This is a genomic window from Nitrosospira briensis C-128 (assembly GCF_000619905.2).
Taxonomy (GTDB): Bacteria; Pseudomonadota; Gammaproteobacteria; order Burkholderiales; family Nitrosomonadaceae; genus Nitrosospira; species Nitrosospira briensis.
The window spans coordinates 2,746,422-2,771,356 of the sequence record NZ_CP012371.1 but is presented as its reverse complement, the minus strand read 5'-3'; the positions used below and the strand labels follow the sequence as shown (position 1 = coordinate 2,771,356).

Genomic DNA, 24,935 nt, shown 5'->3' with positions numbered 1-24,935 from the left:
CCATATGAACAAGGCTCAGCCCGACGGCACGGCACGCTGCGCGCCGCCTGGGTTTCTGAGCCTGAAATGGAAAGTTCTGCTGCTGAGCAGTTTGATATTGGTCTTTATCGTAGTTTCATTCACTGGAATCACTTATTTGAGCCTGATGAGCGATTTTGAGTCTCAAAGACGCGCGCAGCACAAGCGTTATGCCAGTGAAGTTGAAGGTTTGATAGATCAGATCTCGAAAGATCTGCATCAGCTTGCTGAATTGCTTCCTTTCCTGGAAGGAATGGGACCAGACCTGCTGGCGGCCAATGGAAAAAATATCGCCGAAACATTCGATCCATATTGGGCATCATTGCAGCTTAATAAGGGTATCGAACTGATACGTTTTTACGATAACTCCGATCAGTTATTGGCAAGCTGGGGTATTCCGGAATCCGACACTCATGAAGGCGTAATGCTGAATTGGATTCGTGAAGTGAAAGTGCGAGAACAGCCTATCAGCTCTCTGAACTGCCAGAAAGAATGCACCCAGTTCGTGGTGGTACCTCTGCTGGTGGAGGGCAAGAGTGTCGGCGTTGTCATCATCGGTGCGCCTCTGATCGATGCCGTCCTGGGATTCAAGAATGTTTCCGGCGCTGATATCGGCTTGCTTATCAGAGAGCACGACAGTGACAGGAAGGGCGCCGAGATGATAATTCCCGGCTGGAATGTTCGGATTGCCGCACACAGCAAAGAAATGAATACTGCAATTCTCACTAAAGTCGCGGCGCAGTATCCCGACTTCAGCCACCTGGAAAACGGCGTTCAGATTGCTTGGGATAACCAATATCTGCAAATCAAACCGCTTTCCGTGAACAAAATAGATGAGCTCGATAAGGCCCAGTTTATTGTCGTCACTGATATTACCTCCACCATGCATACCATCCAAAGTTCAACACAGCAGAACATAATCATCGGGGTGGTGGGGCTTATGCTTTCCGAGCTGTTATTATTTTTCATTCTCAGCAGGCCATTATCGCGGCTCAAACATATCGCCTTCACTTTGCCACTTCTGGCCCGGAGCAGCTTCAAGAATTTCAGGTCGGAGCTTCATACCGACGGCCAGAAACCATGGCTGAAAGATGAAATTGGCATGCTCGACGAAACAGCTGTGGCCCTATCCTATCAACTGGAGAAACTTGAAGACCAAGTCGCCGATCGGACTCAGATATTGGCGAGGAAAATGAATGAATTAAGCAAGGAACGGGATTTCATCACAAATCTGCTCGACATCGCGCAAGTCATTGTAATGACGCAAAACGCCAGCGGCGAAATTCTCACACTAAATGCTTACGGCGAAACGCTTATCCAATATATGGAAAAGGAGCTGCAGGGAACACCGTTCATCAATCTCCTCACGTCCGATGGAGATATGCGCGATCTTCCCGCCTACCTTGAGGAGGTACGCTCTGACCAAAGAGACCAATTGCGTCATGAAGCCAACGTCCTGTGCAGGGATAAATCGACACGGCATATTCTCTGGTTGCATTCCCGCCTGACTCGACATACCGAGAATGACCCGGCAATGCTCTCGGTAGGGCTCGATATGACCGAGCATAAACGCACAGAAAGCCGACTGGCATGGCTGGCCGACCATGATCCCCTCACCAACTTATATAACCGGCGCCGTTTTCAGGAAGAACTGGAGCAAATGCTGAATCTGGCAGCACGCTATGAACATTCGGGCGCGCTGCTATTCTTTGACCTGGATCAGTTCAAGTATATAAACGATACGAGCGGACACCAGGCGGGCGATGCTTTGCTGAAAATGATCGCGCACATGTTGCATGGCAGCGTACGCAGCGTAGACATACTCGGGCGTCTGGGCGGCGATGAGTTTGCAGTGATACTGCCTCAAACCACGGCAGAGGGAGCAATAGAAGTCGCAAAAAATGTTCTTGTTTGCCTGAATCAGGGAAAGATCACCATAAACGGCCGAAGCCATAAGGCGTCGGCCAGCGTTGGTATTGCAGTTTTTCCCGAGCATGGAAATAACGTCCACGACCTATTGGCGGCGGCGGATCTCGCCATGTATCAGGCCAAAGAAGCGGGACGAGGCGGTTGGCATCTGTTTTCAAACGAGGAAAAGACCCGGGAGCGCATGCATACCCTCGTATATTGGAAAGAAAAGATCGAGTATGCGCTTTTGAATGAACGATTCTTGTTCTATTTCCAGCCCATCATGCATATCGCGAACAAGACCGTTGACCATTACGAAGTGCTGCTACGCATGCTTGACGATAATGGAACCGTGCTTGCTCCTCAATATTTTATACCGGCAGCAGAGCAAACCGGCCTTATCCATGCCATCGATCATATGGTTTTACGGAAATCCATTGCTCAAGCGGCGGAAATTCAACACAACGGGCTGCGTGTCCGTTTTTCGATAAACCTTTCAGCTCATGCATTTCATGATCCCGAATTGCTATCGATCCTGGAGGAAGCTTTCACTCAATATGACGCGGATCCTTCAAACTTCATGTTTGAGATAACCGAGACGGCGGCGTTAGAAGATTTGTCCGCAGCGCGAGAGCTCATGGAAACGATTAGAAAACTCGGCTGCAGCTTTACACTGGATGATTTCGGCGTCGGCTTCTCTTCGTTCTATTACATACGGCAGCTTCCCATCGATGTGGTGAAAATCGACGGTTCGTTTATACGCAATCTGGCGGATAGCCCCGACGACCAGATACTGGTAAAAGCGCTATGCGATGTGGCACGGGGATTCGGGAAGAAAACAACGGCCGAGTTCGTGGAGAACGCAGCGACTTTGTCCCTTCTGGAGAAAATGCATATAGATTACGCGCAAGGCTTTTTCATAGGAACGCCGATCCCCGCGCATGATTCACCGTTCAAGGAATTTTTATAGGCGTAGCTTGCATTCTTTCGTGTTCAGCCTCGCTTCGAGAAATACAACGCTGGAGCAACGGCAAAGGATCAAGCAGTGGCCGGTTCAGGGCACATGCAGAGCATTACGAGCGCCGGATCCGATAGACAGGATTATTGCTGGATCGTGGGGCGATGAAGAGAAACAGCTGACCCGCGTAACCCATCTCAAGCTTCTTCAGGGTCGGGGTTTTCCGTCAATTCCGGTTTTAACTCGGCGTTGGTTGAACTGGCTTCTTCAAAATCGATTTTACCGGGAATTTTTGGCGTTTCGCACGTTACATCCGCATTTTGCGCGCGATGGCGCAAGGCGTGATCCATCAGCACCAGTGCCAGCATTGCCTCCGCGATGGGTGTGGCACGAATACCTACACAGGGATCGTGCCTGCCATGAGTTTCCACCAGGGCCGGATTCCCGGCCTTATCCACCGAGCGTCGTCCCAGGCGGATGCTGGAGGTCGGTTTGACGGCGATATTCACAACGATTTCCTGGCCGGTAGAAATCCCGCCCACTATACCACCCGAATTGTTGCTCAAGAATCCGCCGGGAGTAATCTCGTCAGAGTGTTCGGTTCCCCTCTGGGCCACGGCGGCAAACCCGGCGCCGATTTCGACACCTTTTACCGCATTGATGCTCATCATGGCGTAAGCGATTTCCGCATCCAGGCGATCATATACTGGCTCTCCCCAGCCTACCGGCACACCTTCCGCCACGACACAGATCTTCGCACCGACGGAGTCGCCGGATTTGCGCAGCTTATCCATGAATTCTTCCAGGCTGGGTACCCGATCGGGATCAGCGGCAAAAAATGGATTTTGCCCAACCTCATCCCATCGTTTGAACGGAATTTCCAGGGGGCCCAACTGCGCCATGAATCCGCGTATTACCGTGCCATATCTCGTGTACAGCCATTTCCTTGCAATCGCCCCTGCCGCAACCCTTACCGCAGTTTCGCGGGCAGAGGCGCGTCCACCGCCTCGGTAATCGCGTATCCCGTATTTTTGCCAATAAACGTAGTCCGCATGCCCTGGCCGAAAGGTATCCATGATTTTGCTGTAATCCTTGCTGCGCTGGTCCTCGTTTCGAATCAGCAACGCAATCGGGGTACCCGTGGTCTTGCCCTCGAACACCCCGGAGAGAATCTCGACTGTGTCCGATTCCCGCCGCTGGGTCACGTGGCGTGAGGTACCAGGCTTGCGCCGGTCCAGATCCTGCTGGATATGCTCGGCGGATAACTCCATCCCTGGCGGGCAGCCGTCGACGACGCAACCTATCGCGGGACCATGCGATTCGCCAAAAGAAGTAACGCAAAAAAGCTTGCCAAGGGTATTGCCGGACATTTTATTTTCTCGCCAGATCGACGCTTCGAGTTTAACATATCCCTCGTATTTCGCCATTTTCACCCGCATAATTCGATCATGGAAAAACCTGATCCCGACAAGATAACAGGCCCTGGTGGTTTGACCTTGCGCCAGATTCATACACAGGTAAAGCTAAGCACAACTCGTGATCAACGGGAAATCGCTCAGGATAAATCCGCGCAATCGCTCACCCGGTGGCAACGATTTATCCGCTATGCCTGGACCAGGAAAAGAGGAAAAACATGAGGGCCGTGCTGATGAGTGCGCCAGGTGCACCGGATGTGCTGATATCGGCCGATATACCCATACCCACACTCACCGATACATCCAGCGTGCTGGTAAAATTGCACGCTGCGGGCGTAAACCCGATAGACGCCAAGGTGCGCAAGCTCAACATTTATTACCCGGATAAACTGCCTTCGATTCTGGGCGGCGATGGTGCAGGAGTGGTAGAAGCGGTAGGTAGCTCAGTCAGTCGCGTGCGCCCGGGGGATGAAGTGTTTTTTTTTCACAACGGCCTGGGCGGCGCACCGGGAACCTATGCCGAATACACGGTTGTGCAGGAAGATTATCTCGCATTGAAACCGGAGAATCTGACCATGCTGGAGGCTGCCGCGGTACCGGTGGCACTGATTACGGCATGGGAAGCATTGATAGACCGCGGCGATCTGAGGGAAGACCAGTCAGCGCTGATTCATGCGGGTGCAGGCGGCGTCGGCCATATTGCGATACAGCTAGCTCACCTTTGTAACGCACGTGTTGCCACTACCATTTCGAGTCCGCAGAAGGCCGAGTTTGTGCGATCGCTAGGTGCCGATCTGGCGATAGACTATACCCGGCAGGATTTTGGTGAAGTGGCGTTAAACTGGACGGCTGGGCTGGGCGTGGGATTGGTATTGGATACGGTGGGTGGCGAAACTTTTTGCAAATCGTTCGCCGCAGCCCGCGTGTACGGCAGCGTAGTAACACTGCTCTCGACTACTTGCGACATCGCGCACACCAATATCGCACGGCTACGCAACCTGAGCATCGGTTACGTACAGATAACCACCCCGCTTTACTTCGGCTTGCACCTGGCACGTGTCGCGCAGACGCGCATACTCGAGCGCGGCGCAAAACTGATTGAGCAAGGCCTGCTCAAGGTTCATATTGATCAGGTGCTACCGCTGGACCAGGCAGCTGAAGCACACCGGCGCATTGAAGCGGGGCATACCCACGGCAAGATAGTACTGCAGATTGTTTGAACAACCAGCAGATTCAGCCAGAGATGCATTGACCTAGCTATGAACGCGCTCCGGGAGTTTACTGGAGAACCTGTTCAGGGATTTCCGAGCATCTCGACCCCCCATGCCACCCCAAAGCCGGTGACGTCGCTTCCTACAGCGCCCAATCCACTTTTGCTATTGCTGGCGGATAGATCCATGTGCAGCCAGGGTACATCGTCCACGAACCGGTTGAGGAAGCGGGCGGCGAGAATATGATCGGCCTCTCCCTCCAACGAGCACTGCTTGATATCGGCAATTTTGCTTTCCAGTTCCGCATCGTAGTCGGCATCCATCGGAAATGCCCAGATTCGCTCGCCCGTCGCTTTTCCGGCGGTTAATGCTTTCTGTACCAGATCCTCCCGATTACTGAAAACGCCACTATAATGCGATCCGAGTGCGACGTGCATGCTCCCGGTCAGTGTCGCAAAATCGATCATCACATCAGGCTTCTGTCTTGCCGCCAGAGTCAGCGTGTCCGCCAGGACCAGCCGTCCTTCTGCATCGGTATGGATAATCTCGACAGTGGTGCCATTCAGGGTCGTTATGACGTCGTTCTGTTTGTAGGCATGCGGGCTGATGTGATTTTGAGCAATGGCGAGCCAGCAATCGATATTCACCAACAGATTGGCGCGAGTTGCAGCCAATAAAATCCCCAACGCAACTGCCGAACCATTCATATCCTCATGCATGCCGTGCATGTGGCGGGCAGGCTTCAGATTATGGCCACCGGTATCAAAGCAGATGCCTTTTCCTACCAGCGCCACGGTTTTGTTCGCCTTCTTCACGCGTCGTTGCAAATGCACGATGGCGGCATCTTCGGGATCGCTACCCTGCGCCACGGCAACAAACGCCCCGGCACCCATTTTACGCAGCGCCTTGACATCGAATTCCTGATACTTCCAGCCTTCGGTGCCAGCGAGCTTCTTGACATGCCTGCGATAGAGCTCCGGCGTTAATTCGTTGGGTGGCAGTATCGTAAGTTCACGCGTAAGCAGATTACCTTCCGCTTTGGCGGCTAATAGCGCAAAATTATCCGCTTCCTTATATCCGTGCACGACAATTCTGGCGAGCGGCCGCCGCCGCGTGTTTTTTTTGTCCGTTTTCCGGGAGGGCAGCACCGGGCCATTAATCCAGGCCGCATATATCGCCAGGTGCGCGAAAGCGCGCCTTTGGCCATCATCGCCATAGACCGCAATATTTATTTCCGCAGGGGTTTCCTCCAGCAATAATTGCACGGCTTTGCGTATGGATGTTTGCTGCTCGAATACAGATTTGCTCAAATCCACCGCCACCCAAACGCATAAAGAACCGCTCTCGATATTGGCCGCCACTGGATTACCCGTGATCTCCCCCAACTGTATTTTTCGACGTGATAATAAAGTTTCCAGTACGTTTTTCCCCAAAAAATCAGGCTTATTCCGAAGCTTATCCGATGGGGCGGACTGCGCCAGTACGACCAGAATATGCGTTGCCTTGGTAGACGAGCTTATGGATGAAGCGTTTTGTGTCAATGATGCAAGCATTGGCTGTCCTCGAAATAAGTTATAAGCGATACTAGCAGCAGCCTGTCGGACTCAAAGGAAATCGGCTGCAAAAGCGTCTGGCGGGTTCATATTTCGCTGCTTTTTCGACCAATAGAATAACTATTGGTCTTCAAAATCCCCAAAATCTGCCCTCACCCAGTCACTTTTTCGCTGCGATTCTTCAAGTCCGACAGGCTGCTAGGTATGAATGCTATTATAATACAGGGAATTCTCTTGAATTCTCTATGCAGGTTCCGTTGATCCGGACTTTCTCCTATCATTCCCACCGTTCTATCGTTCGCCCGTAATGCGCCAATATCTTGAACTCATGCAGCACGTGCTCGAGCACGGACACAAGAAATCGGACCGCACGGGTACGGGCACGCTTTCCGTATTTGGTCACCAGATGCGCTTTGCGTTATCGGAAGGCTTTCCGCTGGTGACGACCAAGAAATGTCATTTGAAGTCCATCATTTATGAACTGTTGTGGTTTTTGCGCGGCGATACGAACATCCGGTACCTCAACGACAACGGCGTTTCCATCTGGAACGAGTGGGCTGACGAGAATGGCGATCTGGGCCCGATATACGGCCGCCAGTGGCGATCCTGGCCGATCGAGGGCGGAGGCCATATCGATCAGCTTACGCAGGTGATCGAGCAGATCAGGCGTACCCCTGATTCGCGGCGCATGCTTGTTTCTTCCTGGAACGTGGGTGAACTGCCTGAGATGAGATTGGCGCCGTGCCATGCCTTGTTTCAGTTCTACGTGGCTGACGGCATGCTCTCCTGCCAGCTTTATCAGCGTAGCGCGGATATCTTCCTCGGTGTGCCATTCAATATTGCGTCGTACGCTCTGCTGACCTTGATGGTAGCGCAAGTCTGCAATCTAAAACCCGGTGATTTCGTGCACACCTTGGGGGATGCGCACCTTTACCTCAACCATTTGACACAAGCCCGGGAACAATTAAACCGGAAGCCGAGGCTTCTGCCCGTAATGAAATTGAATACGGCGGTCAATAGCATTCTTGATTTCAGGTATGAGGATTTTATGCTGGAAGGTTATGACCCTTATCCGGCCATCAGGGCGCCAGTCGCGGTATGAGCGTTCGACTCTCCGCTTTGGTGGCAATGGCACAGAACCGAGTCATCGGCAAGAACAACGAAATGCCGTGGCGGTTGCCGCCCGATCTGAAGCGCTTCAAGACGCTTACCATGGGGCATCCCATTATCATGGGGCGCAAAACCTATGAATCCATCGGCAAACCTCTGCCTGGGCGCACCTGTATCATTGTTACAAGCCAAACCGGGTACGAAATTCAGGGCGCTATCGTGGTGCATTCAATAGCTGAAGCGTTGAGAGCCTGCCACGATGACAAAGGAAACGAAGATAAGCCTGTAACGACAGGTGATACGGAAATCTTTGTTATCGGCGGGGCCAAAATATTCCAGCAAATGTTGCCGCTGTGCGACCGATTGTATATTACAGAAATTCAGAGGGATTTCGATGGCGACGTGCTATTTCCTGAATTCAATCACGAAGAATGGAAGGAAACGTCTCGGGAGAAATACCGCTGGGATGACAACGGCCTGGAATACCATTTTGTGGTATTTGACCGAAAAACAGGCAAGGGAACTTTGCCCGGCGGTTATGACTGGATGATGCTGAAACAATGACGGGACCACTCGTTGGGTCCCGTCATTGTTTACCCGACAATCAGTAGTTAGAGAACAACCACATCCGGTAGTGGAAAACCATTGAAATTGCTGGCGTAGGCAGTCGTGTAAGCACCGGCGTTGGGAATATAGATGAAATCCCCTTCCTGGATATCTTCCGGCAGCATTTCATCACGCATCAGAATATCCACCGAGTCACAGGTCGGCCCGGCGACACACCATGGAATGTCGTGCCCGCTGCGGTCAGAAAGAATTTCATAGCGTAGACCTTCGGTGACTTCGATCACGCCGCCAAACATACCCGCGTCCCAGTACATCCAGCGCTTACCATTGCGGGTGGCTGTGCCTACCACGCGGCAAACAAAATAAGCTGCATCGGATACCAGATAACGCCCCGGCTCGGCCATGATACGAATTTCCTTCGGCAGATCCGCGATGGCTGCATTCACCACGTCACCTATTATCTCTATTGACGGGATGGGCTTGATATGACGAACGGGATAGCCGCCGCCGATATTGAGCAGACGGGGCGATAAGCCAACCCGGCGCATGTCCGCAAAAACCTTTTTGGCCCGCTCGATGCCCACTCGCCAATTCTGCGGATTACGGCATTGTGAACCGACATGGAAAGTCACGCCCGCAAGATCGGCCTTGAGTTTTACCGCTTCATTGATGATGCCCTTGATCTCGGCGGCGTGCGTACCGAATTTGCCGGCCAGTGGCCAATCGCTGCCGATGTTCGGCGTGTCTATGCGCAGATACATCTTCGCGTCAGGCTTGACGCTCACAATCTTGCGTAGTTCCTCGACACTATCCAGCACATACCATTCCACACCTTTTGATGCCGCATATTCCAGATAGGCGCGCGACTTCATCGGATTACTGTAATAAATTTCCGCAGCGGGAACACCCAGGCTGAGCAGAAGATCCAGTTCCGAGATAGAGGCGATTTCAAACCCGACGCCTTCCTCGATCAGGGCGCTGAGTACGCGCGGATCCGGATTCGCCTTCACCGCATAGTGCGGCTGCACCTGTGGCATGGCAGTTTTGAATCGGCGGGCTTTAGTGCGGACAATATGGCTGTCAACCAGCAGAAACGGCTTGCTGTAGCCTTTTTTCAAGGCTGCCTGGACATGTTCAAAATCCAGTCTGACTTCGGGATGGGTGTCGAATATTTCTTCGGCGTCTACTTTGCGCCGTAGGGCCGTGGTACGCATTTGCATGAGAGTCTTCCTTCTTTAAAGACGCTACGTGACGGGAGTATGAATATTTACCAGGTCAGCCGGGACGAAGTAGTTTGCTTTGCTTTTCATGATGACCTCCTATTCCTGATTACACATTCGTAAAAAAGCGGATTATAAACTTCATTCCGCTGGAATCAAGCGTTTTTTTCGGCTCGAAAAAAAATCATATACCCATCGGGAATGGTCGCAAAAGAACCACCTTGGCAACTCGTCATAATTGACGGCGCCAGGAGAGAATTCACACGCCACATCAGGGTTAAATATTTATTTATAACAAAGACTTGCGATTTTTATGGGACACATCGGGCATAAAGCGGGTTGATCGACCCCTGCTGCATTTATTGCAGGTATCGGACAATTGGCCGAGGTGCGGCCATTGCTGCAAAAAATCAGATTTTCGGTAGCGTCACACCATGCTGCCCCTGATATTTTCCACCCCGATCTTTATACGAAACCTCGCATACTTCATCGGACTCGAAGAAGATCACCTGAGCCACTCCCTCATTCGCATAAATCTTTGCGGGAAGCGGTGTCGTGTTGGAAAATTCCAGTGTGACATAACCTTCCCACTCCGGCTCAAATGGGGTGACGTTGACAATAATGCCGCAACGCGCATAAGTGGATTTGCCGAGGCAGATGGTAAGCACATTGCGCGGGATGCGGAAATACTCAACGGTGCGCGCGAGTGCAAAGGAATTGGGCGGGATAAGGCAAACGTCGCCCTTCACGTCGACAAAAGAATTCGAATCAAAATTCTTGGGGTCGACAATAACGGAGTTTATATTGGTAAACAGCTTGAATTCATCCGAGCAACGGATATCGTAGCCGTAACTTGATGTCCCGTATGAAACGATCCGATGGCCATTGGCGTGCTTGACCTGATTGGGCTCGAAGGGCTCGATCATGCGGTGTTCCGCCGCCATGCGGCGAATCCACTTATCCGACTTTATGGTCATTTTTAAAAAGAAGAAGAGAATGCCGGGAGAATGTCAGTCGGGAATGGGATGAGCGTACGCAGACGCGCGCCCTCATCCATTTCGTTGGTTTTCCTGGGTAATCAGGTATCCTCGATTACGATCTTCGCAAACAGCGCTGAATGATCCAGCGATAATTCATCGACCTTGACTGCGATGCGGCGCGCAATGCTGCGATAAGTCCCCGCTATTTTCCCGCCCGGATCCGCGACAACCGTCGGGGTACCGGAGTCGGTATGTTCGCGGATTTTTATGTCGAGCGGCAAGGACCCAAGAAATTCGACCTCATAATCCTTGCACATTTTCTCCCCACCACCGGCGCCGAAAATATGCTCCTCGTGACCGCATTTTGAACAGATGTGAGTACTCATATTCTCGACAATTCCGATAATGGGAATACCCACTTTCTGGAACATCTTCAGTCCTTTGCGTGCATCGAGCAACGCAATATCCTGAGGGGTGGTAACGATGACAGCGCCCGTAACCGGTACTTTCTGCGCAAGCGTCAACTGGATGTCGCCGGTTCCCGGCGGCATGTCCACGATAAGATAATCCACATCTTTCCACCGGGTATCGTTCAACAACTGTTGCAACGCTTGCGTAACCATCGGTCCGCGCCACACCATCGGCGTTTCAACGTCAATCAAAAAACCGATTGATATGGCCTGAATGCCATGTGCCTTCATCGGTTCCATGGTCTTGCCGTCGAGGGATTCGGGACGGCCGGCAATACCCAGCATCTGGGGCTGCGAAGGGCCGTAAATGTCGGCGTCGAGGATGCCGACGGAAGCGCCCTCCGCGGCAAGCGCCAGTGCCAGATTGACCGCCGTGGCAGACTTGCCCACCCCACCCTTTCCGGACGCTACCGCGATGATATTCTTGACCCCCGGAATGAGCTTTACGCCACGCTGCACGCTATGAGCTACGATCTTGCTCGTGACGTCGACATGCACGTTACCAATACCGGGAATACTTTTGAGCTTGTCAACCGTCTGCTTGCGTATACTTTCCACCACGCTTTTTGCCGGGTAACCCAGCACGATATCAAGCGAGACGTTATCGCCCTCTATTTTGATATTACGTGCTTCATTGCCGGTTACGTAATCCTTACCCGTGCTGAGGTCGATAATTTCCCTGAGGACAGACTGTATTTGCTGTTCCGTGATAGGCACGTCTGCATACTCCTTTATCTGCGGCACAAATGATGACTTCGAATATTAACAAATATCCAGGTCGAGAGTCTGCCGAGATGAAGATAAAGCGTCCACCCGTCATGCAGAACCGACCGGAACCAATTCTTATGGCTTGAAGAAAACAGGGCTCACTCCGCCCTGGTCAATAAACAACTGTTTCCTTCAGTTCAACAGGTTGCCGGGCTTACAGTTTGTTACAATCACGTTTGGTGCAATCTCTATAGGCAATTGATGAACAAGCGAAAAATTCTGGTTACTTCAGCGCTACCCTATGCTAACGGCAGCATCCATCTCGGGCATCTGGTGGAATACATTCAGACCGACATCTGGGTCCGTTTCCAGAAAATGCAAGGCCACGAGGTACATTACGTGTGTGCCGACGACACTCACGGCACGCCGATCATGCTGCGCGCCGAACAGGAAGGCATTACGCCCAAGCAGCTGATAGACCGCGTATGGCAAGAGCATAAGGCCGATTTTGATGGCTTTCATGTTGATTTTGACAATTATTACACCACGGATGCGCCCGAGAACCAGGCATTTTGCGAGGATATCTATCGTCAGCTCGAAGCAAAGGATCTGATCGTCAAGCGCTCCGTCGAGCAGTTTTATGATCCGGTGAAGCGGATGTTTTTACCGGACCGGTATATCAAGGGAGAATGCCCGAATTGCCATGCCAAGGAGCAATACGGCGATTCGTGCGAGGCATGCGGGGCCACATATTCGCCAACCGATTTGATCGATCCTTACTCCGCCGTTTCGGGAGCAAAACCGGAACGCCGCGCTTCCAAACATCACTTCTTCAAGCTTTCGGATCCCCGTTGCAAGGCTTTCCTCAATGGTTGGGTTTTTGAATCATTTTCGAGCCAGTCCGGCGCCAACCCCGAAATGAAGCCACGACTCCAACCCGAAGCTGCCAACAAGATGAATGAATGGCTTTCAGCGGGCTTGACGGACTGGGATATTTCCCGCGATGCGCCCTATTTCGGCTTTCCGATACCCGGTACCGCCGGCAAGAAATTCTTCTATGTCTGGCTGGATGCACCCGTCGGCTACTTCGGCAGCTTCGAAAATTACTTCAAACAGAAGCAAAAATCTCAAGCCGAGATCGATGAATTTCTTCGGCCCGGCGGCAACACCGAAATGGTGCATTTTATCGGTAAGGATATTCTCTACTTTCACGCGCTGTTTTGGCCCGCGATGCTGGAATTCTCGGGTTATCGCACGCCTACCCAGATTTATGCTCATGGATTCCTTACCGTCAACGGGCAAAAAATGTCGAAGTCGCGTGGGACGTTCATTACTGCGGACAGCTATCTGAAACAGGGCTTGAATCCAGAATGGCTACGCTATTATTACGCTGCCAAGCTCAACGACAGCATGGAAGATATCGATCTCAATTTCGATGATTTCATCGCGCGGGTCAACAGCGACCTGGTAGGCAAATACATCAATATAGCCAGTAGATGCGCCGGATTTATCACCAAGAAATTCGATGGGAGGCTTACACACACTATCTCCGAAGCGAACCGAAAATGGTTCAATCAGTTTCTTTTCTGCCAGCTTGGCGAAGGGGATACGTTCCTGGGGCGTCATATCTCCATTGCGAATTTTTATGATCGCAGGGAATTCGGCAAAGCCATAAAGGAAATAATGCTGGCAGCGGACGTTGCCAATCAATACGTGGATCGAACGAAGCCATGGCTTCTGGCAAAAAATGATGAAAACGACCGAGAATTGCATGAGGTGTGCAGTGTTGCGTTGAACATGTTCCGCATTCTCACCGTTTACCTGAAACCGGTCCTGCCGAAACTTGCCGCACAAGCGGAGCAATTTCTGGGGATAAACCCTCTCATCTGGAAGGATGCAAATTCGCAGAACAGACTGTTAGCGGACGGGCACCGGATCAACGACTACAAACATCTGATGACTCGCCTCGACGCCAAACAGATCGAAATGCTTATCGATGCCAATAAAGAAAGCCTGAAGCCAACAGTACAGCCACAAACCACACAAACTGTGCAAGCGGTGGAAAAAAGCCCAGTCGCTCCCTCCATCCCTGCAACGAATGGAACGGGTATCAAAAGCACCGCAGCGGCATCGATTACAATTGATGATTTCGGCAAGATCGACCTCAGGGTGGCGAAAATCATCAATGCCGAACACGTAGAAGGCGCGGATAAACTATTGAAGCTCACGCTGGATATCGGAGCAGAACAGCGTACCGTCTTCGCAGGGATAAAATCCGCCTACGATCCTGAACAGCTCACAGGCCGCCTGACTGTCATGGTAGCCAACCTTGCGCCACGCAAGATGAAATTCGGCATATCCGAAGGGATGGTGCTGGCCGCGGGTGATGGCGATGGGCCTTATCTTCTCTCTCCCGATGAAGGCGCACGGCCGGGAATGAAAATAAAATAGCGCTGCAGCTGGCGATAAAGAAAAAGATCAAGCGTCGAGATTGAAGGTCATACGCTCGAGCGGAATCATAGGGCGCGCATGATACCCGAGCGCGTCCCTTATGCCATATGATCTTTAGTAACGACGTGACGAACATCGCTTCACTCCGGCTGATTCACAAAAATCCCAAAAATTCGGCCCACTGACCCAATCCGCTGATTCATTCCCAAGCGGGATCGCACTCCCCTGCTTCTAGCAGCCTCTCGGACTTAAAGGAAATCGGCTGCAAAAGCGTCTGGCCGGTCCATATCCTCACCCAGTCACTTTTTCGCTGCGATTCTTCAAGTCCGAGAGGCTGCCAGGACATCCCAAACCCATAAAGTCACTCTTGGCCACGGCTATTCCCGGTAATACCCATTTGAAATTTTTGAGTAAAGCATAGCGCTAGAACGCATGTCGCCAGCAAGTGCGGCAATATGCCACATGCGACAATATGCCACATTCCTAATTTCATAAATTTGTTTTACATTTCCCATCAGCACGCATATGAGCGTTTTGCGGTAGCGCTCCGGGAGGCTGGGATCAGCCCGGCATATGGCGCTTCTCGGCCTCGCCGCCGTAAGCTGTTTTTCTGGCACCGCGAAAAGTACATTCCAATTGATGACGATGACATACTATGAGTCATTACAGGATATGGTAATGACATTAGCTGGCTGCGGCTTTTGACGCAGCCATTCAAGAAAAAGAATAAAAATGAGAATGAGAAAGATTGCATCGACCATAACATTCATAACAATAAGTTTTTCAGGGTTTACGATGGCACAGACTACGACGCAATCCTCAACTACCGCGCTGACTCCCGTCGTTGTGACGTCCAATCCAATCATTGATCGCGTGCGCATCGATCCGTTTTCAAGCACATCCGCGGTGGTCACCGAAAGCCAGCTTCGCGATCAGAATGCGTTCGATCTCGCGGCCGCGCTGCGCCGCACCCCAGGGGTGCAAATATCACGGTACAACCCGGTGGGTGCTTTTGGTGGCGATCAAGGCGGCGCGGTCTTTATACGCGGAATGGGTGTCAGCCGGCCCGGCAGTGAAATCAAGACTTACATTGACGGCGTTCCATTTTACATGGGCGTCTGGAACCATCCATTGCTCGATCTGTTGCCGGTCAATGGCATGCAATCCATTACCGTCTACAAAAGCCCCCAACCTCAAATCAACGGTAATAACTTTGCGTCGATCAATCTGGAAACCAAGCGCGCAACCGAGGATGGCATACAGGCAGGCGCAAGGATTTCCGGAGGCTATTTCAATACCTTTATCGAGCAAGCGGATCTGGTTGGCCGCAAAGGTGATGTGGATTTCATGCTGGCGCAAGGTCACGCCCAGTCGGATGGCCAGCGACTCAATGCGAGCGGCGAACTGAATAATGTGATGGGCCGCATCGGCATGCGGCTGGGTGCAAACTGGTCGGTTGGCACAAGCTTTCTTTTTGTCACCAACACCGCGCGCGATCCAGGCGATAACCGGTTGCCGAGACCCGCCGTGGCACCGCAATACAACACCCAGGCAGGATTGGTCTCCGCTTTTATATCGCATCGTCACAATGACTGGCGCGGTGACTTACGTTTTTATTACAGCAAGGGAGAAGGTAACTGGCTGCATCAGTCCGGCCTGGATGGAGATACGCTCACCAATTTCGAAACGATAGGCGTGCGCTGGAAGGAGCAATTCTCTCTATGGAAGGGCAGCGCCATTGTTGCCGGACTGGACAGCGACTGGATTTCGGGCAATGCGCGATTCAATAGAGTAGCCCCGGCGCCGCAGGATAGTTTTAATGCACCCGCTTTCCGCGTCACGTCCCCTTACATGGCGTTGAGCCAAACGATAGAGCTGGGTAAAGGCTGGTCGCTTGTGCCGGCGGTTGGCATCCGGGTCTATGACCACAATATGTTCCGGACAAAGACGTCGCCACATGCGGGTCTCTCTCTGATATCAGACTGGATCACCCTCTTCGGCAATGTATCGCGCGGCATCAATTATCCGGGATTGGAGGCCCCCGTACTTTCCTCCGTGATACCCGCACTGGGGCAAAGCTGGAGACAGCTTGCCGCGGAAGAGCTCGATCACGCCGAAGTCGGCTTCAAGCTGAATCCTTTCGAAACAACACAGATTGATGTCAGCGTATTTGCCGATCAGGTAAAAAACCGCTACATCTTCGGCTTCCCGCCCAACGTTCCGCCACCGCCGCAGTTTCTGAATCTGGGTACCTATACCATACGCGGCACTGAAGTTGCGATTCGACAAAACATTACGGCCAACTGGACGGTTTTTGGTGGAATGACATTGCTTGATCCCAGCATCGATAATTTGCCGTATACGCCAAAGAGAGCCGTCACGGCCGGCTTGAATGGGCAAATGGGGCCCATTCGCCTGACAGTCGACACCCAGTACCAATCAAGCGTACTGGCGCTCAATCGGCCGCGTGCGGCGGGAGCTGTCAACAGCGAGAGCGTTCATTCATTTGCGATCATGAATGCCCGCGTCTCTTACCAGTTGCCGCAGCTTGGCAAAAGAGGCGAAATTTTCGTGGCTATGGAAAATCTTCTGGATGCCCGTTACGCCTATCGTCCAGGGTATCCGATGCCGGGGCGCTGGGGGCAGATCGGCTTTTCCGCAAGCTTCTGAATGGCAAGAGTAATGGATTCCTGTTGAACCTGTCGAATGTTGGTGATGAGCTTCGTGAATTAAACGTGGAGGTTTTTATGCAATTACTACCATTAGTACACCCTTCGGAAGAATTAACCAGAGATGAAGTTTCACGGTACAGCCGCCATCTGCTGATCCCAGATGTCGGCGTGGAAGGACAAAAACGCCTCAAGAACAGTAAAGTTTTAGTGATAGGTGCCGGTGGTTTAGGGTCACCCGTGCTGCTGTATCTCGCGGCAGCCGGCGTCGGAACACTGGGAATCATCGACTTCGATGTCGTCGACGAATCCAATTTGCAAAGGCAAATCATTCATGGGCAATCGGATATCGGCAGGCTCAAGTCCAGGAGTGCGAAAGACTCGGTTAACGAGTTAAACCCCCATATTCATGTCCAGCTCCATAACGAACGCCTTGAAGTGACAAATGCCGTTGAGATAATTTCAGGGTACGACCTGGTTGTAGATGGGACGGATAATTTTTCTACCCGGTATCTTGTCAACGATGCCTGCGTGCTTGCGAAAAAACCATATGTATGGGGATCCATTTTTCGATTCGAAGGACAGGCCTCCGTCTTCTGGGAGGATGCGCCGGATGGAGTGGGCTTGAACTATCGTGATCTGTACCCCGAGCCACCCCCATCGGAGATGGCGCCCTCATGTGCCGAAGGTGGCGTGTTAGGCATTCTCTGTGCCTCGATCGGCGCGATCATGGCGACAGAAGCCATTAAATTGATCACCGGCTTAGGCGAAACCCTGCTTGGAAGACTCGCTGTCTATGACGCCCTGGACATGACATACAGGTTTATTCCCTTGCAGCGCGCACCTGCGAGAACGCCTATAACCGGATTAATGGATTACCAGGAATTTTGCGGAGTGAAGCCGGTAGCCACGGAAAACATGACGAACCCCTTCATAATCAGTCCGCTGGAACTCAAGAAGATGCAGGACAGCGGTAAGGATATGCGGCTCATCGATGTTCGTGGAATCGAAGAATGGAACATTGTCCGCATAAAAGGCGCCAACCACATTCCCAAAAATAAAATCATGACCGAAGAGGTTTTATCTCAGCTCAACAAAGAGGATTTCATCGTAGTGCATTGCAAAATGGGCATCCGTTCGAGAGATGTTCTCGTGGAGATGAAAAAGCAAGGCTTCACCAACGTCAAAAGCCTGGACGGTGGAATTCTAGCGTGGATCAGGGACGTCGATCAGTCGTTGCCCAGTTATTAGCCGAGCGGCCAGCAGAGGGGCTGACCGCTACCCCAGGCTGGTATCCAAACCATAAACAAAACAAATCGTTATTGGTTTTAGACCGGATTTCGGGCCCAAGCCTGGAATAACCAATCCTCGTGTTTTCCCGCTGCCTGAATAAACAATGTCATGGAGGTTAAAAAAATATGCTGACCATACACACCAAACTCGTTGAGGCAATGATTGCTCAAGCACATAAAGATCACCCCATCGAGACCTGTGGAATCATCGCTGGTCCCCAGGGATGCAATCTTCCATTGCGCCTGATCCCGATGCGTAACGCGGCTCGGTCGGCGGTATTTTTCAAGTTCGACCCCAATCAGCAATTGCAGGTCTGGAGAGAAATGGAGGCGCGGGACGAAGAACCTATCGTTATCTATCACTCCCACACTGATACGCAGGCCTATCCAAGCCGAACCGACGTCAAGTTTGCAGCCGAACTTCGGTCCCATTACGTCATCATTCCAACAAATCCCATTTACGGGGACGAAATTCGCAGTTTCCGGATTTGTGACGGCATGGTGACCGAGGAGCGGGTCAGAATGCTGGATTCATATAAATCGGAATGGGAACTGGCAATGGTGGCTTGAGCAACCTGCCTGGCAGCCTGCCTGGAATAACCAATCCTCGTGTTTTCCCGCTGCCTGAATAAACAATGTCATGGAGGTTAAAAAAATATGCTGACCATACACACCAAACTCGTTGAGGCAATGATTGCTCAAGCACATAAAGATCACCCCATCGAGACCTGTGGAATCATCGCTGGTCCCCAGGGATGCAATCTTCCATTGCGCCTGATCCCGATGCGTAACGCGGCTCGGTCGGCGGTATTTTTCAAGTTCGACCCCAATCAGCAATTGCAGGTCTGGAGAGAAATGGAGGCGCGGGACGAAGAACCTATCGTTATCTATCACTCCCACACTGATACGCAGGCCTATCCAAGCCGAACCGACGTCAAGTTTGCAGCCGAACTTCGGTCCCATTACGTCATCATTCCAACAAATCCCATTTACGGGGACGAAATTCGCAGTTTCCGGATTTGTGACGGCATGGTGACCGAGGAGCGGGTCAGAATGCTGGATTCATATAAATCGGAATGGGAACTGGCAATGGTGGCTTGAGCAACCTGCCTGGCAGCCTGTCGGACTTGAAAGAATCGCAACGAAAAAGCGGCGAAATATAAACCGCCCAGACGCTTTTGCAGCCGATTTACTTTAAGTCCGACAGGCTGCCAAGTTCCGCAATACGCTTTAATTTCAATGCTGAAAGGCAACATCCAGCCGCACCACATCCAATTGCCGTTTCTTCAAAATCATAAAATCAGAAAAAGGAAAAAGCATGCAAATCACCGTAAATATCCCAACCATATTAAGGCCACTTACCGACAATCAAAAACGTCTCACAATTACCGGTTTCAGCGTACTCGAAGTTATCGAACATATGGAGCAGCGGTATCCCGGCGTCAAAGAGAAACTGATCGCCGGAGGAAAGGCACACCGCTTCATCAATATATACGTGAACGACGATGACATTCGTTTTGCCAACGGCCTTTCAACCAGCCTGAGCGACGGCGACTCGTTAACCATTTTGCCTGCGGTTGCCGGTGGGTGCTGAACCGGCCTTGCTCCACACATGAGGAATGAGTATGAATCGCCCATTAACCAGTTGTGCAATAACGGGCCCGCTAAAAAGCGCTGCCCCGGATTTTGCCGAGATAGCGTCCTCACTTCTTTACCAGTCCGGTGCGCTGGGCATGAAAATCGAGACAACCGAAAATTGCTCGAACAATGCAGCGCTTTCTTTTGAATTCAAGACTCCGCATACCACACCCATAACATGTAATGTAACCAGATGGGGTGATAGCTCCAAACAAGCTTCTGTGACAGAAAATATAATGCAGGCAGCTTGCGGATTGATGTCCGTCCATGGGCGGGCCAGCGGTGGATCCCAACCGCTGGGGTTGAATTACATTTCCACCCTGACCGCCGCTTTGGCGCTTCAGGGCGGGATTAGCGCTTCCATTGGCCAACTACGCGGCCTTTCGGTATCGAACAGTGACGTCTCGATGGCGTCCGCAGCCCTGTTAAGCATGGGGCAATATATCGCGGGTGCAACGGCTTCAGAGTCTCACGAGAGCCCAAGGCCAAGCCATGTCCCACAGTCGGCCTGTCTCCCTTTCATTTCGCTGGATGGCGTCATCTTTGAACTTGAAACACTTGACGCCGGGCCTTGGCAAAAATTCTGGTCCGAGATCGGTGTAAGTTCAACAGTCGCCGGCAAAGGATGGACTGCTTTTTTGCTGCGATATGCCAAAGCCATTTCCCCTCTGCCTGATGAGTTATTCAACGCTATATCAAACATTACGTATCACCGCATCTCCCAGATATGTGCCAGAACCGGTATGGCTATTTGTCCCGTGCGATCCATAAATGACAGAGCCCAGGACGAAGACAGCCGGCATGTATGGCTTCAAGGCCCGTGGGAGTTCCTTTTCGAGACGCGTCTCAAGAACGGATGGGACGGATGGTCAAGTCGTTCCACGGGTAATTTACCGTTAAGCGGGCTCACCGTCATCGAATCGTGCCGGCGGATCCAGGGCCCTCTTGCCGGGCACCTGCTGGCGCTGCTGGGCGCGGAGGTCATCCGGATAGAGCCACCGGGCGGAGACCCTCTGCGAGGCATGCCACCAATGGCAGGTGATTGTTCAGCACGATTCGATGCGCTCAACCGTTTTAAAACTATTCGAGAAGTCGATATCAAATCCCTGGCGGGACAAACAGAAGTCAAGGAACTGGTGCAACGTGCCGACGTCTTTCTGCATAACTGGGCACCTGGCAAAGCGGTACTGTTAAATCTCGACCATGAAGATCTGGCTGCAACCAATCCATCCCTGATTTACGCCTATGCCGGCGGTTGGGCAACGGACAGCGCGACACATTCTCCCTCCAGCCAGATGCCCGGCACAGACTTCATGGCGCAAGCCTACTCCGGGATTGCCAAAAAGATCGCGGAAACCTCCGATACGCGTGGCGGGTCCTTATTTACGATACTCGATGTGCTCGGAGGCGTTGTTGCAGCACAAGGGATCACTATCGCGCTGCTCAATCGATGTATGAATAATATGAGCGCGAAGGTCACGTCATCGTTAATGAGCGCGGCAACGCTTCTGTGTGCGGATGATTTTCAGCGCCTATATGCGTTGCCGAACTCCGGTCCAGCTTCAAAAAGCATTATTGACGCCATCTATGCCACTAAACGGGGGGAAATTGCGGTTGAATGTCGCGATTTAAAGACTGCGGTGCGATTAGCCGAAGCCCTGGGTGCCGCTATCGTTATTGAAGAAGACAATTTTCAGGATTGCTTGAGCGACTGGTTCCTTTCAAGAACGGCGGATGAGTGGGCAGGTATCCTTGAACATGCAGGCGTCCCCTCAGCCGTTGTCATTGAAGACCTTGCAGACCTGCAAACCATGGCACATCTGCAGTCGACCCTGACCCCCGGTGCTTATACGAAAGTCAACTCCCCCTGGAGCTTCAAATGAACCATTCCGGGATCACGGATCTGGTTCCTGCCGAGGTTCGCAGCCTGTGGGCCCGGAATGGAACCTATCCCAATAAATCGTTGTACGAGTTGTTCCGCGAGCATGTGAGGCAGCATCCCGACACCCCGGCGGTGATGTCCCTCGACCACACCATCACATACGAAGGGTTATCGAACAAGGTGCTTCGCCTTGCTGCAAGTTTCAAGGCGCTCGGAATCGTTCCCGGAGATGTCGTTGCGTACCAGCTCCACAACACCTGGCATAGCTGTGCCATCGATCTCGCCGCTGCCGCGCTGGGTGCGATCGTAGCGCCCTTCCCGCTCGGTCGCGGTCGCCTCGATATCCAGTCTTTGCTGAGAAGGTGTGATGCACGTGTAATTATTATCGAAGGGCAATATGCCAAGATCGACCTGTGCGAACTTATCGAATCGCTGCGCCCCACCCTGCTGTCACTTCGTATTCTCATCGTTGACGGTAAAGTCACCCGGGAAGGCTGGCACACGCTGGATGATCTATTTCTAGCCGAGCCCATTGAAACTGATAAGTTGCCGACGATTTCCCCCGATTCGCCCGTTCGCTTCCTGATCTCATCCGGGACGGAATCCGAGCCAAAATGGATTGCTTATTCTCACAACGCGCTGGCTGGTGGACGAGGACGCTTTCTACAACACATACATCCTGACGGCAGTTCTTTCAGAGGCCTTTACCTGATGCCGCTAGGCACGGCATTTGGTTCAACCGCGACATTCGGTATTTTATCCTGGCTTGGCGGATCCGTTGTCGTCATGCGGCAATTCGATGTCGCGGCTGCCATTCAAACTATTGCGGAACTGAAGCCTACCTATATATTTGGGGTTCCGACAATGTTTCAGCGCATCGCCGCCGACCCGGCATTATCGAAAACCGATACTTCCAGCCTGATCGCCATCATCAGCGGTGGCGCGAAAATCGATTCCGCCTCGATTCGCCGCTGTACCGAGGCGTTTGGATGTGGTTTTATCAGCCTATACGGTTCAGCGGACGGCGTTAATTGCCACACCACGCTTGATGACGATCTGGAAACCGTTTTTTTCAAGGCGGGCCGGCCTCAACCCGACGTTTGTTCCATCCGGATAGTGGATGACCAGAAACAGGAAGTTCCGCAGGGTTGCGTGGGGGAAATCACAGCCAGGGGGCCGATAAGCCCAATGCAATATGTCAATGCTCCCGATCTGGACGCCCTATATCGAGACAAGGATGGATGGGTTTATACCGGAGACCTGGGACTTATTGACGATGACGGGTATCTGGTGCTTTCGGGGCGTAAAAAAGACATCATTATTCGCGGCGGCGTCAATATCAGTCCTGCACAAATCGAAAACATCGCCGTTTCCCATCCGGCTGTCGTGAGCGCTGCCTGTATACCGGTTGCCGATCCGGACCTGGGGCACCGCGTTTGCCTCTGCCTCGCATTGCGGGATGGAGCAGAACGTCCCTCGCTGTCGCAATTCACCCGCTACTTGTGCAACCAGGGTCTGGAGACCGCCAAGCTTCCGGAATACTTGCGCTATTACCGGCAGTTACCGCTCAGCCCAGCGGGAAAGATCGATAAAAAACAGTTGACCGCGGAAATAGAATTTACCCGGCCTATTGCTGACCCGGGCGTTACTCATGGAACGAACCAATGTTGAGCGCACGTGAAAAATCAACTCATACGGAGTCGGCGAGAGCGCTGTCGAGCAAGGTGAGAAAGTTTGTCGATGAAATGATTATCCCGAACGAATCACGATTGGCTCAAGATGGCGAAGGGTCAACCCGGCTGCAATCGGAACTGACTGAAAAGGCAAGGCATGCCGGACTATGGGGTTTATTTTATCCGCTCTCGCATGGTGGAAAAATAGCTTCACTTGAAGACTACCTGATCGTTGCTGAACAGGAGGGACGAACGGAATTCTCCCCGGCAATCTTCGGCAACCACTCCGCGCTTGATGCGCATATGCTCCTGAAATTCGGAACCGATGAAGTCTGCAAGCGCTTCCTCGAACCCATGGCCCTCGGGAAAGCCGTCCCCAGTTACGGCATGACGGAACCGGGGCATGGCGGGTCCTTTCCCGGCCTGATAACGACATACGCATATCTGTCAAACGGGAGCTGGACTATCAATGGCAGAAAATGGTTTGTCAGCAATACGGACCGGGCGACATTCATCACTGTGCTGGCACGTACTGACGGGGAAGACATCGCACTCGGCAAAGCGCTATCGATGATTATCGTCCCGACTGATTCGCCGGGATTCAGGATCGAACGCAGGATCACCATGATGGGCCGCTCTCTGGATCAAGGCGAGATTTCTTTTAGCGACGTACAGGTCCCTGAGCATAATCTGTTGGGAGCCTGCGGCAGCGGTATCGAATTAATGGGGCAGCGGCTGAGCATCGGCAGATTGCTTCGTGCGATGAACTGGGTGGGGCTGGCACAGCGATGTTTCGATTTGATGGGGGCTCGAATCAATTCGGAGCGTGGCAGATCCGCTCGATTACCTGAGAAACAGCTGGTGCGCCAACATATTGTCAACGCGTATCAGGCTATTGCGAGTGCGCGTGAACTGATTCGGGTCGCCGCGAGAGGCGTCGACGCCCAACGTTCAAATAATGTCGAGATCAATGTCGCCAAAATAGCAGCATCACAAGCTTTGTGCATCGCATCGGACTCGGCGGTACAGATTCACGGTGCTGAAGGCATCAGTGATCTGACCCCGCTTTCCGGTATTTATAGAATCGCACGCACGTCACGCATTCTTGACGGTACAGACGAGTCGCTTATCAGTTCCGTGGGCCGCCGACTCATCAATTTATATAAAGAAGAGGGCGCATATCATTTTGCCTGATTCAATCTTGGTAAATCC

General features: G+C 52.2%; 19 protein-coding genes. 14 read left to right on the top strand and 5 right to left on the bottom strand.

Annotated features, from left to right (window positions below):
• Positions 1 to 4: 4 nt before the first annotated feature.
• Positions 5 to 2,896 (top strand): bifunctional diguanylate cyclase/phosphodiesterase, encoded by a 2,892-nt coding sequence (locus F822_RS12605; protein WP_051536730.1) that lies wholly within the window; start codon positions 5 to 7, stop codon positions 2,894 to 2,896.
• A gap of 185 nt (positions 2,897 to 3,081) precedes the next feature.
• Here F822_RS12605 and aroC read toward each other — a convergent pair whose 3' ends face one another.
• On the bottom strand, positions 3,082 to 4,254 hold the full coding sequence (gene aroC, locus F822_RS12600; protein WP_025041635.1) for a chorismate synthase: 1,173 nt from the start codon (positions 4,252 to 4,254) through the stop codon (positions 3,082 to 3,084).
• 78 nt (positions 4,255 to 4,332) lie between these two features.
• On the opposite strand from aroC, the gene F822_RS14970 reads away from it, so the two are divergent.
• Together F822_RS14970 and F822_RS12595 are read left to right on the top strand one after the other, a co-directional pair.
• On the top strand, positions 4,333 to 4,521 hold the full coding sequence (locus F822_RS14970; protein WP_082204647.1) for a hypothetical protein: 189 nt from the start codon (positions 4,333 to 4,335) through the stop codon (positions 4,519 to 4,521).
• 11 nt (positions 4,522 to 4,532) lie between these two features.
• Positions 4,533 to 5,519 carry a zinc-dependent alcohol dehydrogenase family protein gene (locus tag F822_RS12595; RefSeq protein ID WP_231623514.1) on the top strand — a complete coding sequence of 329 codons (987 nt, stop codon included), beginning with the start codon at positions 4,533 to 4,535 and terminating at the stop codon, positions 5,517 to 5,519.
• Positions 5,520 to 5,593: 74 nt separating this feature from the next.
• Here the strand turns inward: F822_RS12595 and F822_RS12590 are convergent, their stop codons facing one another.
• Entirely contained in the window at positions 5,594 to 7,063 is a 1,470-nt protein-coding gene (locus F822_RS12590; protein WP_025041637.1) for a M17 family metallopeptidase, read from the bottom strand.
• Between the two features lie 307 nt (positions 7,064 to 7,370).
• Here F822_RS12590 and F822_RS12585 point away from each other — a divergent pair, with 307 nt between their 5' ends.
• Both F822_RS12585 and F822_RS12580 read left to right on the top strand, forming a co-directional pair.
• A complete protein-coding gene (locus tag F822_RS12585; protein ID WP_025041638.1) occupies positions 7,371 to 8,165 on the top strand; it encodes a thymidylate synthase in 795 nt (264 codons plus the stop codon).
• On the top strand, positions 8,162 to 8,737 hold the full coding sequence (locus F822_RS12580; RefSeq protein ID WP_025041639.1) for a dihydrofolate reductase: 576 nt from the start codon (positions 8,162 to 8,164) through the stop codon (positions 8,735 to 8,737). Before F822_RS12585 ends, F822_RS12580 begins: the two co-directional genes overlap by 4 nt.
• A 47-nt stretch (positions 8,738 to 8,784) precedes the next feature.
• Here F822_RS12580 and F822_RS12575 read toward each other — a convergent pair whose 3' ends face one another.
• From F822_RS12575 to apbC, 3 genes are all read right to left on the bottom strand, one after another.
• Positions 8,785 to 9,960 (bottom strand): type III PLP-dependent enzyme, encoded by a 1,176-nt coding sequence (locus F822_RS12575; RefSeq protein ID WP_053111352.1) that lies wholly within the window; start codon positions 9,958 to 9,960, stop codon positions 8,785 to 8,787.
• A 410-nt stretch (positions 9,961 to 10,370) separates the two neighbouring features.
• Positions 10,371 to 10,937 (bottom strand): dCTP deaminase, encoded by a 567-nt coding sequence (gene dcd / locus F822_RS12570; RefSeq protein WP_025041641.1) that lies wholly within the window; start codon positions 10,935 to 10,937, stop codon positions 10,371 to 10,373.
• A gap of 101 nt (positions 10,938 to 11,038) precedes the next feature.
• Positions 11,039 to 12,127 (bottom strand): iron-sulfur cluster carrier protein ApbC, encoded by a 1,089-nt coding sequence (gene apbC / locus F822_RS12565; RefSeq protein WP_025041642.1) that lies wholly within the window; start codon positions 12,125 to 12,127, stop codon positions 11,039 to 11,041.
• Positions 12,128 to 12,379: 252 nt separating this feature from the next.
• Here apbC and metG point away from each other — a divergent pair, with 252 nt between their 5' ends.
• From metG to F822_RS12515, 9 genes are all read left to right on the top strand, one after another.
• Positions 12,380 to 14,569 (top strand): methionine--tRNA ligase, encoded by a 2,190-nt coding sequence (gene metG / locus F822_RS12560; RefSeq protein WP_025041643.1) that lies wholly within the window; start codon positions 12,380 to 12,382, stop codon positions 14,567 to 14,569.
• A 795-nt stretch (positions 14,570 to 15,364) separates the two neighbouring features.
• Positions 15,365 to 17,239: a TonB-dependent receptor gene (locus F822_RS12550; protein ID WP_231623513.1), complete on the top strand. Its 1,875-nt coding sequence runs from the start codon at positions 15,365 to 15,367 to the stop codon at positions 17,237 to 17,239.
• 77 nt (positions 17,240 to 17,316) lie between these two features.
• Entirely contained in the window at positions 17,317 to 18,489 is a 1,173-nt protein-coding gene (gene moeB / locus F822_RS12545) for a molybdopterin-synthase adenylyltransferase MoeB (RefSeq protein ID WP_025041646.1), read from the top strand.
• A 167-nt stretch (positions 18,490 to 18,656) separates the two neighbouring features.
• Entirely contained in the window at positions 18,657 to 19,100 is a 444-nt protein-coding gene (locus tag F822_RS12540) for a M67 family metallopeptidase (protein ID WP_053111351.1), read from the top strand.
• Between the two features lie 87 nt (positions 19,101 to 19,187).
• On the top strand, positions 19,188 to 19,631 hold the full coding sequence (locus tag F822_RS12535; protein WP_053111351.1) for a M67 family metallopeptidase: 444 nt from the start codon (positions 19,188 to 19,190) through the stop codon (positions 19,629 to 19,631).
• A gap of 217 nt (positions 19,632 to 19,848) precedes the next feature.
• On the top strand, positions 19,849 to 20,124 hold the full coding sequence (locus tag F822_RS12530) for a MoaD/ThiS family protein (RefSeq protein WP_025042033.1): 276 nt from the start codon (positions 19,849 to 19,851) through the stop codon (positions 20,122 to 20,124).
• Between the two features lie 31 nt (positions 20,125 to 20,155).
• Positions 20,156 to 22,051 (top strand): CoA transferase, encoded by a 1,896-nt coding sequence (locus tag F822_RS12525; protein ID WP_025042034.1) that lies wholly within the window; start codon positions 20,156 to 20,158, stop codon positions 22,049 to 22,051.
• On the top strand, positions 22,048 to 23,721 hold the full coding sequence (locus tag F822_RS12520) for a class I adenylate-forming enzyme family protein (protein ID WP_025042035.1): 1,674 nt from the start codon (positions 22,048 to 22,050) through the stop codon (positions 23,719 to 23,721). The genes F822_RS12525 and F822_RS12520 overlap by 4 nt, the downstream gene beginning before the upstream one ends.
• Positions 23,715 to 24,917: an acyl-CoA dehydrogenase family protein gene (locus F822_RS12515; protein ID WP_025042036.1), complete on the top strand. Its 1,203-nt coding sequence runs from the start codon at positions 23,715 to 23,717 to the stop codon at positions 24,915 to 24,917. The genes F822_RS12520 and F822_RS12515 overlap by 7 nt, the downstream gene beginning before the upstream one ends.
• Positions 24,918 to 24,935 lie beyond the last annotated feature (18 nt).

Excerpts from the sequence above, each read along its gene's own strand:
- F822_RS12605 (WP_051536730.1), top strand. The coding sequence starts at position 5 with ATGAACAAGGCTCAGCCCGACGGCACGGCACGCTGCGCGCCGCCTGGG.
- aroC (WP_025041635.1), bottom strand. The coding sequence starts at position 4,254 with ATGTCCGGCAATACCCTTGGCAAGCTTTTTTGCGTTACTTCTTTTGGC.
- F822_RS14970 (WP_082204647.1), top strand. The coding sequence starts at position 4,333 with ATGGAAAAACCTGATCCCGACAAGATAACAGGCCCTGGTGGTTTGACC.
- F822_RS12595 (WP_231623514.1), top strand. The coding sequence starts at position 4,533 with ATGAGTGCGCCAGGTGCACCGGATGTGCTGATATCGGCCGATATACCC.
- F822_RS12590 (WP_025041637.1), bottom strand. The coding sequence starts at position 7,063 with ATGCTTGCATCATTGACACAAAACGCTTCATCCATAAGCTCGTCTACC.
- F822_RS12585 (WP_025041638.1), top strand. The coding sequence starts at position 7,371 with ATGCGCCAATATCTTGAACTCATGCAGCACGTGCTCGAGCACGGACAC.
- F822_RS12580 (WP_025041639.1), top strand. The coding sequence starts at position 8,162 with ATGAGCGTTCGACTCTCCGCTTTGGTGGCAATGGCACAGAACCGAGTC.
- F822_RS12575 (WP_053111352.1), bottom strand. The coding sequence starts at position 9,960 with ATGCAAATGCGTACCACGGCCCTACGGCGCAAAGTAGACGCCGAAGAA.
- dcd (WP_025041641.1), bottom strand. The coding sequence starts at position 10,937 with ATGACCATAAAGTCGGATAAGTGGATTCGCCGCATGGCGGCGGAACAC.
- metG (WP_025041643.1), top strand. The coding sequence starts at position 12,380 with ATGAACAAGCGAAAAATTCTGGTTACTTCAGCGCTACCCTATGCTAAC.
- F822_RS12550 (WP_231623513.1), top strand. The coding sequence starts at position 15,365 with ATGGCACAGACTACGACGCAATCCTCAACTACCGCGCTGACTCCCGTC.
- moeB (WP_025041646.1), top strand. The coding sequence starts at position 17,317 with ATGCAATTACTACCATTAGTACACCCTTCGGAAGAATTAACCAGAGAT.
- F822_RS12540 (WP_053111351.1), top strand. The coding sequence starts at position 18,657 with ATGCTGACCATACACACCAAACTCGTTGAGGCAATGATTGCTCAAGCA.
- F822_RS12535 (WP_053111351.1), top strand. The coding sequence starts at position 19,188 with ATGCTGACCATACACACCAAACTCGTTGAGGCAATGATTGCTCAAGCA.
- F822_RS12530 (WP_025042033.1), top strand. The coding sequence starts at position 19,849 with ATGCAAATCACCGTAAATATCCCAACCATATTAAGGCCACTTACCGAC.
- F822_RS12525 (WP_025042034.1), top strand. The coding sequence starts at position 20,156 with ATGAATCGCCCATTAACCAGTTGTGCAATAACGGGCCCGCTAAAAAGC.
- F822_RS12520 (WP_025042035.1), top strand. The coding sequence starts at position 22,048 with ATGAACCATTCCGGGATCACGGATCTGGTTCCTGCCGAGGTTCGCAGC.
- F822_RS12515 (WP_025042036.1), top strand. The coding sequence starts at position 23,715 with ATGTTGAGCGCACGTGAAAAATCAACTCATACGGAGTCGGCGAGAGCG.